A 12,664-nucleotide genomic window follows, 5' to 3' on the forward strand; every position below is an offset into this window, starting at 1 on the left:
CCCCAACCCCGCCGGCCCCCCGCCGGGTCAATCGCCTTTCGGGCCACCTTCGGGGCGTCGCCCGCCGTTTGGGTGGCCTTAACGGCAGGTCAGGAAGCGGGGGTGACGGGCAGACGGAGGGCACCGGGGGCGTCGTGCGGGACGACGGGGTTCTTCGGGGCGATCGGGGTGAGCCGCCGGTAGGCGGAGCCGAGCGGTGGGCGTGGGTCGGGCTCGCCTTTGTTGGGCCACAAGGACATCGCGCGCTCGGCCTGCGCCGTGATCGTCAGCGACGGGTTCACGCCGAGGTTCGCCGAGATCGCCGAACCGTCCGCGATGTGCAGCCCCGGATGCCCGAACAGCCGCTGGTACGGATCGACGACACCGCTGCCGGCCGAGTCGCCGATCGCGCAGCCGCCGATGAAATGCCCGGTGACCGGGATGTTCGCCAGCTCCGTCCACGCGCCCTGCGGCAGGCCGTCGATCTTCTCCGCGACCCGTCGCGCGATCTCGTGCCCGGCCGGGATCCACTCCGGGTTCGGCTCGCCCTCGCCCTGTTTCGTGCTCATGTGGCGGCCGAACAGGCCCCGTTTCGTATACGTGGTCACGGAGTTGTTCAGCGTCTGCATCACCAGCAGCCCGACCGTCCGCTCCGACCAGTGCCGCGGGTTGTGCAGCCGGACGACGTCCCGCCATTGTTTCCGGAGCTGACGCAGGCCGAGCACCCAGCGCCGTTTGCCGGTCTCGGCGTCGACGAGCACGGTGGTCAGCAGGCTCATGAAGTTGCTGCCCTTGCCGTAGCGCACCGGCTCGACGTGGGTCACCGCGTCCGGATGGATCGACGACGTGATCGCGACGCCACGGGTGAAGTCGTTGTCCTTGCGAAGCGACTTCGCCGCCAGCACGGCCTCGGAGTTCGTGCGCGCCAGCAAACCCAAACGCTCCGACACCTTCGGCAGCACTCCGGTGTCCCGCAGTCGATGCAGAAGCCGTTGTGTACCAAGGGAAGCGGCCGCGAATACGACCTGCTCGGCGGTGAACGTCCGCTGCTGCTTGCGGACCCACCGGCCGGTGCGTTCGGTGTCGACCGCGTACCCGCCGTCGATCGGCCGCGCGGATATCGCCGTGGTCAGCGGATGCACCTTGGCCCCGGCGCGTTCGGCCAGGTAGAGGTAGTTCTTGACGGTCGTGTTCTTCGCCCCGACGCGGCAGCCGGTCATGCATTCGCCGCACAGCGTGCAGGTGTGCCGCGAGGGCCCGGCGCCGCCGAAGAACGGATCGGGCACCTCACCGGGTTTCGTGCCCGCCTCGCCGAAATACACGCCGACTGGCGTGCGATGGTAGGTGTGGCCGATGCCCATGTCGTCCGCGACCTCGCGCAGCACCCGGTCGGCCGGGGTCGTCGCGGGGTTCTCGACGACGCCGAGCATGCGCTTGGCCTGGTCGTAGTACGGCGCCAGCTCGGACTTCCAGTCGGTGATGTGCGCCCACTGCGGGTCGCGGTAGAAGGCGTCGGGCGGCTCGTAGAGCGTGTTGGCATAGACGAGCGAACCGCCGCCGACGCCGGAGCCGCTCATCACGAACGTGTTCTTGAGCAACGTCAGCCGCTGGATGCCGAAACAGCCGAATCTGGGCGCCCACAAGTACTTCCGGACCCGCCACGAGGTCTTCGCGAACTCGTGGTCGGCGAACCGGCGGCCGGTCTCCAGCACGCCGACGCGGTAGCCCTTCTCGGTCAGCCGCAACGCGGTGACGCTGCCGCCGAACCCCGAGCCGATGACCAGGACGTCGTAATCGAAGGCGTTCATCGGGAGCTCACCATCCGGTAGTCGGCCGCGTCGAAGCGGCGGGTGCGGCGGTCGTACTCGGTGACCAGGCCGGGCCAGTTCGTCGTGACCCGCCCGTCGGCCTGGCGGTACCAGCTCGTGCAGTCCGACCAGACGCTGTGCCCGAGCCGCCGCTGGACTTCCTTGTCGTACTGCTCCTCGACCTCGGGCCGGACGTCCACATAGGACATATCGGGCCGGGCGAGGTGCTCGACGGCCTGGCGGATGTACCGGGCCTGCCGCTCGATCATGTAGATGATGGAACCCGCGCCGAGGTTGGTGTTCGGTCCGTAGACGCAGAAGAGGTTCGGGAACCCGGGCACCGTCATGCCCAGATACGCGCGCGCCCCACCGGCCCACTCGTCCTGCAACGACCGGCCGCCGAGCCCGAGCACCTTGAGCCTGCCCAGGAAATCGGTCGCCGCGAACCCGGTTCCGTAGATGAGAACGTCCGCCTCGTGCTCGACGCCGTCCGCGGTCCGCACCCCGCGCGGGGTGACCTCGGCGATTTTGTCGGTGCTGACTGTTACGTTCGGCTGTGCGAGAGTCGGGAGGTAGTCGTTGGTGAAGAGAATCCGTTTGCAACCCAGGGGATAGGAAGGGGTGATCTTCTTGCGCAGCAAGGGATCCTTGATGTAGCGGCGGCGCAGCTGGGCCGTGCGCAGCTCGAAGATCTTGGCCAGCACGGGATGCCGTGTCATCCCGTAGGTCGCGTACTCGGCGAGCAGGAAGATGCGCAGCCTGCCGAACAGCTGCGTGGGTGGCACGTGCTCGAAAAGCCACTTCTGCCAGCGGCGGTAGGTCGTGTCGTGCTTGGCCATGATGTACGGCGGCGTCCGCTGGAAGATCGTGAGCCTGCCCGCCTGGCGTTGCACCGTGGGCACGAACTGGATCGCGCTCGCGCCGGTCCCGATCACGAGCACGCGCTTGCCGCGCAGATCGCAGTCGTGGTCCCACTGCGCGGAGTGGAAACTCGTGCCCTCGAACGTGTCGCGCCCCGGGATGTCCGGCCACGCGGGCCGGGAAAGCTGCCCGACGGCGGGCACGAACACGTCGGCCTCATACGTCTCGCCGCCGCTCGTTTCGACGCGCCACTTGCCCCGCGCCTCGTCGAACGCCGCGCCGGTGACCTCGGTGCCGTACCGGATATGCGGTCCGAGCCCGTACTTGGCGATGACGCGCTTGAGGTACGCGTGGATGTCGGGCTGCTGCGAGTAACGCTGTGGCCAGTGCGGGTTGGGCTCGTAGGAGAAGGAGTACAGCGGCGACGGGATGTCGCAGGCCGCGCCAGGGTAGGTGTTCTCCCGCCAGACACCGCCGGGCTCACTCGCGCTCTCGAGCACCGTGAAGTTGCCGAACCCCGCGCGCTTGAGCTCGACCGCCGTCCCGACCCCGCCGAACCCGGTGCCCACGATCACCACCGACGGTCCCGCCGCCGTCGTCCTCTTCGACTCCGCCGCACTGCTCATTCCAGGGAAGCTACCCAGCTCACGCCTGGTCCGGTAGGACACGACCGGTCACCCGATCGAGATTTCCGGCCAGCTTTGCGGTACCCCGGCGCGTCGGCCAGATGCGTGTGCGGCGAAGTGGCGCACGAGGTGCGCGAGTACTCTTGGCTTACTTTTAGTCACTTTCTGTAGTTATCGGAAATGCTAGGGTCACCTGTGGCGATGGTGGACTGGGGAACAGTGCCAGCTTGGGTATCCGCCGGATCGTTTCTGCTCGGATACATCGTGTTCGTTCGTGATCGCCGGGAACGACAGCGGCGGCAGGTCGAGAAAGTCGGCTTGTGGGCTGACGATTTCGGCCTCGATCCCCTGGGGGGTAATACCACACCGATGTTCTTGGTCAAGAACGACAGCGGACTGCCCATCCAGATCGTCGAGCTCCGGTATGTCATAGCCGCGACGGTCGAACGGTGGAACCTTGAATCGATGGTGCCGGTGGCGAGGTCATGGAACTACCGGTCCTCGATCTGGGTGTTCAAGAACGTCGGCATCATAGAACCCGGCCTTGGCGAAGCTGTGAAGCTGGCGGGAACTCCCGTCTTGCGCAACGACCTGCTTCTGGAGCTCCTCGCGATCGTGCCACGGAGTAATGACTGGGGTGGATACTCACACACGTTCGATATAAATCGGTGGCGTGTGGACGTGGTTCGTGTCGTGTTCGAAGACAATTCCGGTCGCCGCTGGTATTTCAACACCACCAGCGGCAAGGGGGTGCGGCCTTATCGTCGCCGAAACTTCTACGTGGATTTGCTGTCCGACCCGAATCGAGGAGCCGATCACTGGCACACGCCTCGGTCCCGCTTGGTCGCCCGGCTGGTCTACGCCGCCCGCCGCAAGGTGCCGAAGGATTACGGCGGTGAACTGCGCCAGATGAGACGTGTGGATGAGCAGAAGAATGATCCTGAGGAGTCCGCCTGACAACCTCCCGTCCTACTATCCATTCTCAGGACACGGGGTCGAAGCGGATCTCGTGGGATTCCGCATTCGGTTCGGCCCAGCGCAGCAGCCGGGCGGCCGCGCTCTCCAACGCAGAGGCGTCCCGCTTCGGCAGCCGTTCGAACGGCGTCACGGTCAGCGCCGCGACGCGCCGCGCGGTCTTGATCTCCCAGAAGCCGCGGACGTACCCACCGGTCAGCACGGTGCCCTTGACCAGGCCGTTCTGCGTGATGACGCGTTTCCGGTACTCGTCGCTGATCATCCGCGTCCGTGCCGCGTACGAAAGCAGGGTCTGGTCGAACGGGCCCAGGAGACGTGGCGGAGCGGGCGTGTCGTCGGGCGGCAGCGGTGCGTCGGGCAGGTCGAACAGCTCGCGGCCGTCCGGATCGCGGAACACCCGCAGCCGCGAACGCATGTCGTCGACGACCTCGCCGAGCCGGGTGACGCCCGCCCACGTCTGCGCGTCCGCGACCGTCGCCGGGCCGAACGCCGCCAGGTAGCGCTCGACCAGTCGCGCAGCGGACGGCCGCGCGTCGAGCGGCGCGCCCAGCCAGTCGTCGGCGGTCTGGTACGTCGGCTGCCCGGATTTGCCCCACAGGCCGCGCGGCGGGATCTGCACCAGCGGCAGCAGGCCGCGCGCGATGTGGGTGAGCGACGACGTCGGAACGCCGGGCCAGCGTTCTTCGAGTGCGGCACCGAGTTCGGCGCTCGAATGCGGCCGCGCGGCGAGCAGCTTCCTGGCGAAGGCCGCGACCTCGGCGTGGTCGAGCTCCGCGATACCCCTGGCGTGCTGGGTGTTCGAGAGCAGATCCCGGTCCATGATCACCTGCACCAGCGGTCGCCACGCGAGCGCGTCCGCGGCCGTGACCAGGTGCACCGTGCCGCGCATCAGCACCATCCGGACCACCTCCCGCGAGGTCAGCAGGCCGGAAAGCTCCTCCTGCCGGAAGCCGTGCAGCCGCGCCCACAGCGCGTAGTACGGCGGCGACGGTGCCTGCGCCTGCAACCCGGCGAGATGCTCGACGGCCTCCAGCGCGGACATCTTCGCCCGGCGCAGCAGCAGCTGCCGTTCCAGCGTCGCGCGGTTGAGGGCCCGGTGGCTCAGTGTCTTCCCCAGCATGAGCGCCACCCTAACCGCGATACCGGACAACTCGGGTCCTAGATCGGGATGGCGTCGTGCCGCGGTCTGATCCATAATTCCGGCCATGGCAGAGCTGGCGGCCCCGGCCGTGGCGGACTGGGACTTCCCGCGCGGCACCGCGAGCATCCTGCTGATGACCCGGTTCGCCGAGGACCACGGCGTTCCGCCCGCCCGGCTGCTGGCCGGCACGTCGCTGGACCCGGCCCAGCTGACCGACCACGGTCTCCAGATCGACGCGCGTCAGGAGCTGGCGGTCGTCCGCGCGCTGATCGGCGAACTCGGCGACGCCGACGACCTCGCGCTCGAACTCGCCCGCCGCTACCGCGTCACCACGTTCGGCATCTTCGGCTTCGCCTGTATCAGCAGTCCGACGCTGCGGGACGCGGTGTTGTTCGCCCTGCGGTTCCTCGACCTCAGCTTCACGTTCTGCATCCCGCACGTCAGCGTCGGCGCCGGCGAGATCAGCCTCACCATGGACGATTCCCGCGTCCCCGCCGACGTCGCTCGCTTCCTCGTGCTGCGCGACCACGGCGCGATCCACACGGTGATGCGGGACCTTCTGCCCGAGATCACGTTGAAAGCGCTGGAGTGCCGCCATTCCGGGTCATCCACTGTGGATTCCTATGTGGACACTTTCGGTGTCCGGCCGAGCTTCTCCCGTGAAACGCACCGAGCTGTGCTCGACGCGCGCTACCTGACGTACCCGCTACCGCAGGCCAACGAGCAGACGGTCGCGTTGTGTGCCGCGCAGTGCGAGGCGCTGGTGGCCAGGAAACGCCATCGCTCCGGGATTTCCCAGCTGGTCCGCGAACGGCTGGTGCGGCTCGGCGGTGTCGACGCGGGCATGGACGAGATCGCCCGCCAGCTCACGGTCAGTCCCCGGACGCTGCGCCGGCGGCTCGCCGAGGCGGGCACCGGCTACCGCGTGCTCGTCGACGAGGTCCGGCAGACGCTGGCCGAGGAGATGCTCGACACCGGCGCGCTGTCGGTGGAGGACGTCGCGTTGCGCCTCGGGTACGCCGAGGCGTCCAGTTTCATCTACGCGTTCAAGCGCTGGACGGGGATGACCCCGGCGGCGTACGCGCGCCGGAACGCGCCGCGAGGACCGCTGGGTAGGTCACCTTCAGCAGGCTCAGGATCGTCTCGGTGACGAACGTGCGCAGCGTCGCCCGGTCGAGCGTGCCCCGCACGAGCCATTCCCGCGAGGCCGCCCGCAGCATTTCGCCGCAGGACCGGATCATCGCGCGCAGCTGCTCGCGGCCTTCGGTGACGTCGGACATCAGCGCGGCTTCGAGCACCCGGTCGGCGGCGATCTCGTCGCCCTCCAGGATGATCTGCTCGATCTCGGCGTCGCGCCCGGCAGCGATCACGGTGAGCCAGGCGTCGCGATTGCGCTCGATCACGTCGATCCAGCGATCGACGCCGATCGCGAGCCGCTCCTCCATCGAGGCGTCCGGCAGGGCCTCGGCGACCGGCGCGGGCACGATCATCATCTGCCGCACGACTTCCAGGTACAGCTCGCGCTTGCCGCCGAAGTAGTGGTTGATCAGCGGCCTGGCCACGCCCGCCGCCTCCGCGATGTCCGAAGTGGACACCGAATCGTAGCTGCCCGCGCCGAACAGCCGCCGCGCGACGGCCAGGATCTCGGCCCGGCGTTCGGCGGGCTCCAGCCGTCGTCTCCTGGCGCCGGACGGCGCCTTCGTGCCGGTGGTCATCCTCCCAGCCTCACCCGCCGCCGGTGCCGTGTCAACAAGTTGTTGACCCGTTGTCAAGAGCCTCCGGAAACAATCGCCGCCGAGTGTTCCATAACCGGCCGTGACGTTATCCAACCGGAACAACCCGTGGGTAACTTCCTTGCCCCGCGGCGCGACGAGAAGGCGGGAAGCTGGGGGTGGTTGTCTTGGGTAGGAGCCCATGAGCAGCGCGGCAGGCGGTCCAGCCTCGTCGTCCGGACGCTGGGTGAGCGTTCGTCTGCAGCATCGGCAGGTCTGCTTCGGCGACAGTGCCGACGATGAATCGCGCGAGGACCTTTCCGTGTCCTACGCCGGAATCGTCATCACCAGTTACGAAGCGGGCAGCAAGGTGTCCGAACGCTGGATCCCGATCGGTGCCGACCCCTCCGAAGACGACGACGAGTACCTGATCGAACAGCTCCGCGAGGCGCTGCTGTGGCAGGCGGGACGTCCGCCGAAGGCTGCGGGGGAGTGAGCTCAGGTCCGCAGACCGTGGAAGGCGATCTTGCACACCGCGTCGGCCAGTTCGTCCGCGCTTCCGCCGCGGCGCGGCTTGTACCACTCGATCAGCGAGTTCACCATGCCGTACAACAGCCGCGCGGTGACCGCGGGATCGATGTCCGGCCGCACGTCGCCCTCGGCCTCGGCTTCCTTCACCAGTTCGGTCACCAGCCGGTCGAACTCGCGCCGCCGGGCGAGTGCCGCCCGCTCGGCCTTCGTGTTGCCGCGCACGCGCAGCAGGAGCGTCACGAACGGCAGTTGCTCGGCCAGCACCGCGACGCTGCCGCGCACGAGGTACTCCAGCCGGTCGATGGCCCGTCCGTCCATCGTGTCCAGCTCGGCCGCGACCGCGAACAGCCCGTTCAGCGCGCGGTCCACCGCGAGCCGCAGCAGCTCCTCCTTGCTCGAAACATGGTGGTAGATGGCGGATTTCGTGATGCCGAGCTTGCGGGAGAGGTCCTCCATGCTGGTGCCGTCGTAGCCGCGCTCGTTGAACAGCTTGACCGCCACCTGCAACAGCGATTCGAGGTCGTAGCCCGGCCTGCCGCGCCGCGCGGGCGCCGTCACGGCTTGTCCCGCTCGTCGATGACACGGCGCATCTTGCCCAGCGACCGTTCCAGCGTGTCCGGGTCCACGACGTTCACTTCGACGCTGATCCCGACGCCGTCCTTGATCCCCGCACCGAGTTCGACCGTCGCGCGTGCGCGCAGTTCCGGCGACGCGTCGTGCCGCGCCTCGACCCGCACGGTAAGGTGGTCCAGCCGGCCGCGCGTCGAACGGACCAGCTGGAAGTGCGGGCTGAGCCCGCCGGTCCGCAGCACGATCTCCTCGATCTGGGTCGGGAACACGTTGACGCCACGCAGGATGATCAGATCGTCACTGCGGCCGGTCACCTTCGCCATCCGCCGGAACGCGGGCCGCGCGGTGCCCGGCAGCAGCCGGGTCAGATCGCGCGTGCGGTAGCGGATGATCGGCATGGCCTGCTTGGTGAGCGAGGTGAACAGCAGTTCGCCCTCGGAGCCGCCGGGCAGCACCTCCTCGGTGAACGGGTCGATCACCTCGGGGTAGAAGTGGTCCTCCCAGATGTGCAGGCCGTCCTTGGTTTCCACGCACTCCTGTGCGACACCGGGGCCCATCACCTCCGACAGCCCGTAGATGTCGACGGCGTCGATCGCGAACCGTTCCTCGATTTCCGCGCGCATCTGCTCGGTCCACGGCTCGGCGCCGAAGATCCCGACGCGCAGCGAACTGCTCTTCGGGTCGACGCCCTGGCGCTCGAACTCGTCCAGCAGTGTCAGCAGGTACGACGGGGTGACCATGATGATCTCCGGCTCGAAGTCGGTGATCAGCTGGACCTGGCGCGCCGTCATCCCGCCGGACGCCGGAATCACCGTGCAGCCGAGCTTTTCGGCGCCGTAGTGCGCGCCGAGCCCGCCGGTGAACAGGCCGTATCCGTAGGCGACGTGCACCTTGTCGCCGGGACGCCCGCCGGCGGCGCGGATCGAGCGCGCCACCACGGTCGCCCAGGTGTCGAGGTCGTCCTCGGTGTAGCCGACCACGGTCGGTTTCCCGGTAGTGCCGCTGGAGGCGTGGACGCGCCGGACCTCGGACCGCGGCACGGCGAACATCCCGAACGGGTAGTTCTGCCGCAGGTCTTCCTTGGTGGTGAAGGGGAACTTCGCCAGGTCGGCCAGTTCGCGGCAGTCGTCGGGATGCACCCCGGCCTCGTCGAACTTCTTCGTGTAGCACGGCACGTTGGCGTAGGCATGCCGGAGTGTCCACTGTAGACGATCCAGCTGGAGTGCGGCCAGTTCGTCGGCGGACAGCCGCTCGGCGGCGTCGAGGTCGGTCATCACGCGTCCCGGGACTTTTCGATGGTGCGGCTGCGGCCGCGGAACTCGGCGACCGTCTCCGGCCCGCCGGGGGTCTCCCGGTGCACGGTGACGTCGTAGATACCGTTGCGGCCGTAGCGGGTGCGCTCGGTCGCGGTGGCGACGAGGTGATCGCCCAGCCGTCCGGCGGCGACGAAGGTGATGTCGGCGCCCGCCGCGACGGTGACCGGGCCGTGGCTGTTGCACGCGAGGGCGAACGTGGTGTCGGCCAGCAGGAAGACGTAGCCGCCGTGCGCGATGTCGTGCCCGTTGACCATCGACGCGGTGATCTTCATGCTCGCTACGGCGTGCCCGTCCCCGGCTTCGATCAGCTCGATGCCGAGCGCGCGGGAGGCCTCGTCGGCCTCGAACATGGCGTGTGCGGCGTTCGCTGACACCTCGGTCCCTCCGTTCGAGAATTCCCGACCGAATGGACGGTCACCCATGGTGCCGATCAGTAAAGGCAGAGCCGGGGCCCGGTGTCAAGGTCGGACGCCCCGCGTGCCGGGCCGGTCGTGTCGTCCACCCGCGTACGCGTGTCGTCCGTCCGGGTACGCGTGTCGTCCGCTCAGGTACCCACGTTCGTGGTCGGCGTCGCGCTGAGGGGCCGGGGGAACAGCCTGCTGATGTCGAGCCAGAACTCGGCCCGCGACTGGGCTTCCGCGGCGTCCCGCGCGGTGACCTCCTGCGTGATCCCGTCGCCGCCGCTGAGCAGCCACGGATACTTGCTCCGCGGTGTCGGCCGGAGGATCCAGACGGTGTCGTCAGCCGAGAGCCGGAACGAGCCGTCGGCGAACGGGCTCCACTGCTTCTTCGGCCCCCGTTGCCGAGCGCCGCACTCGCATTTCTCGCCCATGCCGATGACGGTAGGAAACGGCTGCGCGCGGCGGCGAGTTTTGGTCAGGGTCTCACATAAACCGGTTAGGGCAGCCGATATTCACTCCAGGGGACGGCCTCGGCGAGCGCAAGGTCGCGCCACCGCCGGTACCGGTCCAGATCGCGGGGATCGGCCAGTTCCCAGTCCTTGAGCGTGCTGTCCGCGTTGAAGTCGAGCAGTAGCACTGTTTCGTCGTCGAAGAGCCAGAAGTCGTGGTCCGGCAGGTCAAATGCACGGTCGGTGAGATCAAGGATGTGGTAGTCCTCGCCCGCCGCGATGTTTCCGGGAACACCCCAGGAGAGCAGGCAGCGGGTGTAGTCGGAAAGCGGTCGTCGTACCACCTTGGCCCGTTGCATGGTCTTCCCAGCGGCGACGTAGCCCCGAACCGTCTCGTGCCAGTCGGCGTTGAATCCCTCCGGCATCGGCTCGCCTGACAGGAACTGCCGTGTCGAGTCCTCGAATCCGGGAGTGCGGTAGACCTGCAACGTCTCCAGGCGGAACGCCGAGTGCTTGTAGCCGTCGAACAGGGCGTCGACCTCGTCGTCGGTTAGGGGCATCGCGAATTCCTCCGTGTACGGGCTCACAGGAACTCATCGCGCGCGGAGAGCAGAAACGCCCGCGCCCGATCGCCCGTCAGCGCATGACTGTAGAAGAGGTCGAAGTGCTCGAGGTGATACCGGACATCTCGGTAGTCACGAAGAACGACTCTGCCGGAGAAGAGTTCGACGATCACCATCCGATCATCAAGGACGAGGAAGGTGTTCATGGGTGCATCCGGTACCCGCGTGGTCAAGGGAACTACCGCGATCTCGATGTTCTGGCGTTCGGAAACTTCGGCCATGTGTGCACACTGCCGGGCCATGACGTCTCGATCTGCTCTGCGCAACCTCACCGCTTGTTCCGTCATGAGGAAGAAGAACTTGTGTGTCGGCCTGTCGAGCACGTTTTGCCAATCAAGGCGGGCGGCGACGGCCTTCTCCACATCTCGTGCTACCGAGTTCGGTATCGTTGGTGACAGTACGGCGCGTGCGTAGTCAGGGACTTGCAGCAGGCCGCTTGGCATAACTGGCAGGAACGACCGCACCACGCTGGAATTTTCGGTCAGCGCCTTGAGTTCGAGCTGATTCCGCCACAGACCTTTTTCTGCCAGTGCTCGGACGGAGACATGCTCGACATTGGCCCGCCGGGCCAACGCGATAATCTTGTCGGCAGCTTCGCGTGGTACTTCCAGCGCTGTGAGTATTCGCTCCACGTCGGTGACGCTGGGCAGGAGCTTGCCACGTTCGACTCGGCTGATCGTGGACTGCGACATGGCGCACCGAAGGGCCAGCCGCTCCCCTGAGAGGCTGGCCGCTTTACGGAGCTGCCGGAGTATTTCTCCTAGATCGCTGCCGGTGTTGGGATCATTCAGGTCGATACTCGCTCCAGGGCACAGCTTCGGACAGCGCCAGGTCGCGCCAGCGCCGATACTGGTCCAAGTCGGCAGCGTCGGCAAGCGCGCGGTCTCGCAAGGTGCCATCCGGGTTGAAGTTGAGCAGCAGTACCGTCTCGTCGTCGAACAGCCAGAAGTCCTGTTCCGGCAGGTCGACGGTGCGGTCGGTGAGGTCGAGGATCTGATAGTCCTCACCAGCGTTGATGTTGGCGGGAACGCCCCACGAGAGCAAGTAGCGACTGTAGTCGGTCAACGGCCGTCGAACTATTTTGGCGCGCTGCACGCTCCTTCCGGCTTCGACATGATTTTGAATGAGTTCATGCCACGCTTTGCCGTAACCTTCCAGTTGCGGTTTCCCGGCCAGAAATCGCTGGAAAGACGCTTGCTCGCTCGGGATGGTGTAGGTCTGCAACGTCTCCAGACGGAACGCTGATCGCTTGAACTCGCGAAAGAGCGCGGACACCTCTTCGTTCGACAGCGACATCACACCCCCTTGGGCAACTCGGGGATCGCCTGCAGTACGACGCCCAGCGGCAGTTCCACGGCTTGTTCTCCGGTGCCGAGCCGCAATCCGGAGGCGTCGGTCACGAGATCGCCCTGGAAGACGACCGTGCCACTATCGGACAGGTAGACGGCAGGACACTGATCGAGGTTGCAGCCCTCGGTGAGCTTCCGAAGTTTCATGTGCACAGCGTGGCGGAGTCGGACACCCAGAGCAAGCAGTCGTCACCCGTCAGTCACGGTCTCGCATAAATCGATCTCCGGGTGACGCTCGCCCGTTTGGGCTGGTCAACACGGCAGGGCTTGGCGGGCGCCGGAGCGCCAGCTAGGATGGCGAATTACCGAACGTACGGTAAGTA

The 12,664-nt window shown here is 67.1% G+C and carries 15 protein-coding genes; 3 read left to right on the forward strand and 12 right to left on the reverse strand.

Annotated features, from left to right (window positions below):
• Positions 1-89: 89 nt before the first annotated feature.
• On the reverse strand, positions 90-1,787 hold the full coding sequence (locus tag ACFWY9_RS14670) for a GMC oxidoreductase (RefSeq protein ID WP_378330957.1): 1,698 nt from the start codon (positions 1,785-1,787) through the stop codon (positions 90-92).
• Positions 1,784-3,274, reverse strand: coding sequence for a flavin-containing monooxygenase (locus ACFWY9_RS14675; protein WP_378330958.1), 1,491 nt, complete (start codon positions 3,272-3,274; stop codon positions 1,784-1,786). Before ACFWY9_RS14675 ends, ACFWY9_RS14670 begins: the two co-directional genes overlap by 4 nt.
• A gap of 195 nt (positions 3,275-3,469) precedes the next feature.
• Between ACFWY9_RS14675 and ACFWY9_RS14680 the strand changes: the two genes are divergently transcribed.
• Positions 3,470-4,231, forward strand: coding sequence for a hypothetical protein (locus ACFWY9_RS14680; RefSeq protein ID WP_378330959.1), 762 nt, complete (start codon positions 3,470-3,472; stop codon positions 4,229-4,231).
• 25 nt (positions 4,232-4,256) lie between these two features.
• Here ACFWY9_RS14680 and ACFWY9_RS14685 read toward each other — a convergent pair whose 3' ends face one another.
• A complete protein-coding gene (locus ACFWY9_RS14685) occupies positions 4,257-5,369 on the reverse strand; it encodes a winged helix DNA-binding domain-containing protein (RefSeq protein WP_378330960.1) in 1,113 nt (370 codons plus the stop codon).
• An 85-nt stretch (positions 5,370-5,454) separates the two neighbouring features.
• Between ACFWY9_RS14685 and ACFWY9_RS14690 the strand changes: the two genes are divergently transcribed.
• Positions 5,455-6,540 (forward strand): AraC family transcriptional regulator, encoded by a 1,086-nt coding sequence (locus ACFWY9_RS14690; RefSeq protein ID WP_378330961.1) that lies wholly within the window; start codon positions 5,455-5,457, stop codon positions 6,538-6,540.
• On the opposite strand, the gene ACFWY9_RS14695 is transcribed toward ACFWY9_RS14690, so the two are convergent.
• On the reverse strand, positions 6,437-7,105 hold the full coding sequence (locus ACFWY9_RS14695) for a TetR/AcrR family transcriptional regulator (protein ID WP_378330962.1): 669 nt from the start codon (positions 7,103-7,105) through the stop codon (positions 6,437-6,439). The two genes, ACFWY9_RS14690 and ACFWY9_RS14695, sit on opposite strands and share 104 nt — an antisense overlap.
• Positions 7,106-7,304: 199 nt before the next feature.
• Between ACFWY9_RS14695 and ACFWY9_RS14700 the strand changes: the two genes are divergently transcribed.
• Positions 7,305-7,598 carry a hypothetical protein gene (locus tag ACFWY9_RS14700; protein ID WP_378330963.1) on the forward strand — a complete coding sequence of 98 codons (294 nt, stop codon included), beginning with the start codon at positions 7,305-7,307 and terminating at the stop codon, positions 7,596-7,598.
• A gap of 2 nt (positions 7,599-7,600) precedes the next feature.
• On the opposite strand, the gene ACFWY9_RS14705 is transcribed toward ACFWY9_RS14700, so the two are convergent.
• From ACFWY9_RS14705 to ACFWY9_RS14740, 8 genes are all read right to left on the reverse strand, one after another.
• A complete protein-coding gene (locus ACFWY9_RS14705) occupies positions 7,601-8,191 on the reverse strand; it encodes a TetR/AcrR family transcriptional regulator (protein WP_378330964.1) in 591 nt (196 codons plus the stop codon).
• Entirely contained in the window at positions 8,188-9,477 is a 1,290-nt protein-coding gene (gene paaK / locus ACFWY9_RS14710; protein ID WP_378330965.1) for a phenylacetate--CoA ligase PaaK, read from the reverse strand. The genes ACFWY9_RS14705 and paaK overlap by 4 nt, the downstream gene beginning before the upstream one ends.
• Positions 9,477-9,869 (reverse strand): hydroxyphenylacetyl-CoA thioesterase PaaI, encoded by a 393-nt coding sequence (gene paaI, locus ACFWY9_RS14715; RefSeq protein ID WP_378330991.1) that lies wholly within the window; start codon positions 9,867-9,869, stop codon positions 9,477-9,479. Before paaI ends, paaK begins: the two co-directional genes overlap by 1 nt.
• Before the next feature lie 194 nt (positions 9,870-10,063).
• Positions 10,064-10,351 (reverse strand): hypothetical protein, encoded by a 288-nt coding sequence (locus tag ACFWY9_RS14720; protein WP_378330966.1) that lies wholly within the window; start codon positions 10,349-10,351, stop codon positions 10,064-10,066.
• A gap of 65 nt (positions 10,352-10,416) precedes the next feature.
• On the reverse strand, positions 10,417-10,929 hold the full coding sequence (locus ACFWY9_RS14725; protein ID WP_378330967.1) for a DUF6879 family protein: 513 nt from the start codon (positions 10,927-10,929) through the stop codon (positions 10,417-10,419).
• Between the two features lie 23 nt (positions 10,930-10,952).
• Positions 10,953-11,807: a helix-turn-helix domain-containing protein gene (locus ACFWY9_RS14730; RefSeq protein WP_378330992.1), complete on the reverse strand. Its 855-nt coding sequence runs from the start codon at positions 11,805-11,807 to the stop codon at positions 10,953-10,955.
• Positions 11,776-12,288, reverse strand: coding sequence for a DUF6879 family protein (locus tag ACFWY9_RS14735; protein ID WP_378330968.1), 513 nt, complete (start codon positions 12,286-12,288; stop codon positions 11,776-11,778). The genes ACFWY9_RS14730 and ACFWY9_RS14735 overlap by 32 nt, the downstream gene beginning before the upstream one ends.
• Positions 12,288-12,488, reverse strand: coding sequence for a hypothetical protein (locus ACFWY9_RS14740; RefSeq protein WP_378330969.1), 201 nt, complete (start codon positions 12,486-12,488; stop codon positions 12,288-12,290). Before ACFWY9_RS14740 ends, ACFWY9_RS14735 begins: the two co-directional genes overlap by 1 nt.
• Between the last annotated feature and the right edge of the window lie 176 nt (positions 12,489-12,664).

The sequence above is a fragment of the Amycolatopsis sp. NPDC059027 genome (assembly GCF_042739735.1).
Lineage (GTDB): Bacteria > Actinomycetota > Actinomycetes > Mycobacteriales > Pseudonocardiaceae > Amycolatopsis.

Bases quoted from the DNA above. Each gene is read 5' to 3' on its own strand.
- ACFWY9_RS14670 (WP_378330957.1), bottom strand. From the start codon at position 1,787: ATGAACGCCTTCGATTACGACGTCCTGGTCATCGGCTCGGGGTTCGGC.
- ACFWY9_RS14675 (WP_378330958.1), bottom strand. From the start codon at position 3,274: ATGAGCAGTGCGGCGGAGTCGAAGAGGACGACGGCGGCGGGACCGTCG.
- ACFWY9_RS14685 (WP_378330960.1), bottom strand. From the start codon at position 5,369: ATGCTGGGGAAGACACTGAGCCACCGGGCCCTCAACCGCGCGACGCTG.
- ACFWY9_RS14690 (WP_378330961.1), top strand. From the start codon at position 5,455: ATGGCAGAGCTGGCGGCCCCGGCCGTGGCGGACTGGGACTTCCCGCGC.
- ACFWY9_RS14695 (WP_378330962.1), bottom strand. From the start codon at position 7,105: ATGACCACCGGCACGAAGGCGCCGTCCGGCGCCAGGAGACGACGGCTG.
- ACFWY9_RS14700 (WP_378330963.1), top strand. From the start codon at position 7,305: ATGAGCAGCGCGGCAGGCGGTCCAGCCTCGTCGTCCGGACGCTGGGTG.
- paaK (WP_378330965.1), bottom strand. From the start codon at position 9,477: ATGACCGACCTCGACGCCGCCGAGCGGCTGTCCGCCGACGAACTGGCC.
- paaI (WP_378330991.1), bottom strand. From the start codon at position 9,869: ATGTTCGAGGCCGACGAGGCCTCCCGCGCGCTCGGCATCGAGCTGATC.
- ACFWY9_RS14720 (WP_378330966.1), bottom strand. From the start codon at position 10,351: ATGGGCGAGAAATGCGAGTGCGGCGCTCGGCAACGGGGGCCGAAGAAG.
- ACFWY9_RS14725 (WP_378330967.1), bottom strand. From the start codon at position 10,929: ATGCCCCTAACCGACGACGAGGTCGACGCCCTGTTCGACGGCTACAAG.
- ACFWY9_RS14735 (WP_378330968.1), bottom strand. From the start codon at position 12,288: ATGTCGCTGTCGAACGAAGAGGTGTCCGCGCTCTTTCGCGAGTTCAAG.
- ACFWY9_RS14740 (WP_378330969.1), bottom strand. From the start codon at position 12,488: ATGAAACTTCGGAAGCTCACCGAGGGCTGCAACCTCGATCAGTGTCCT.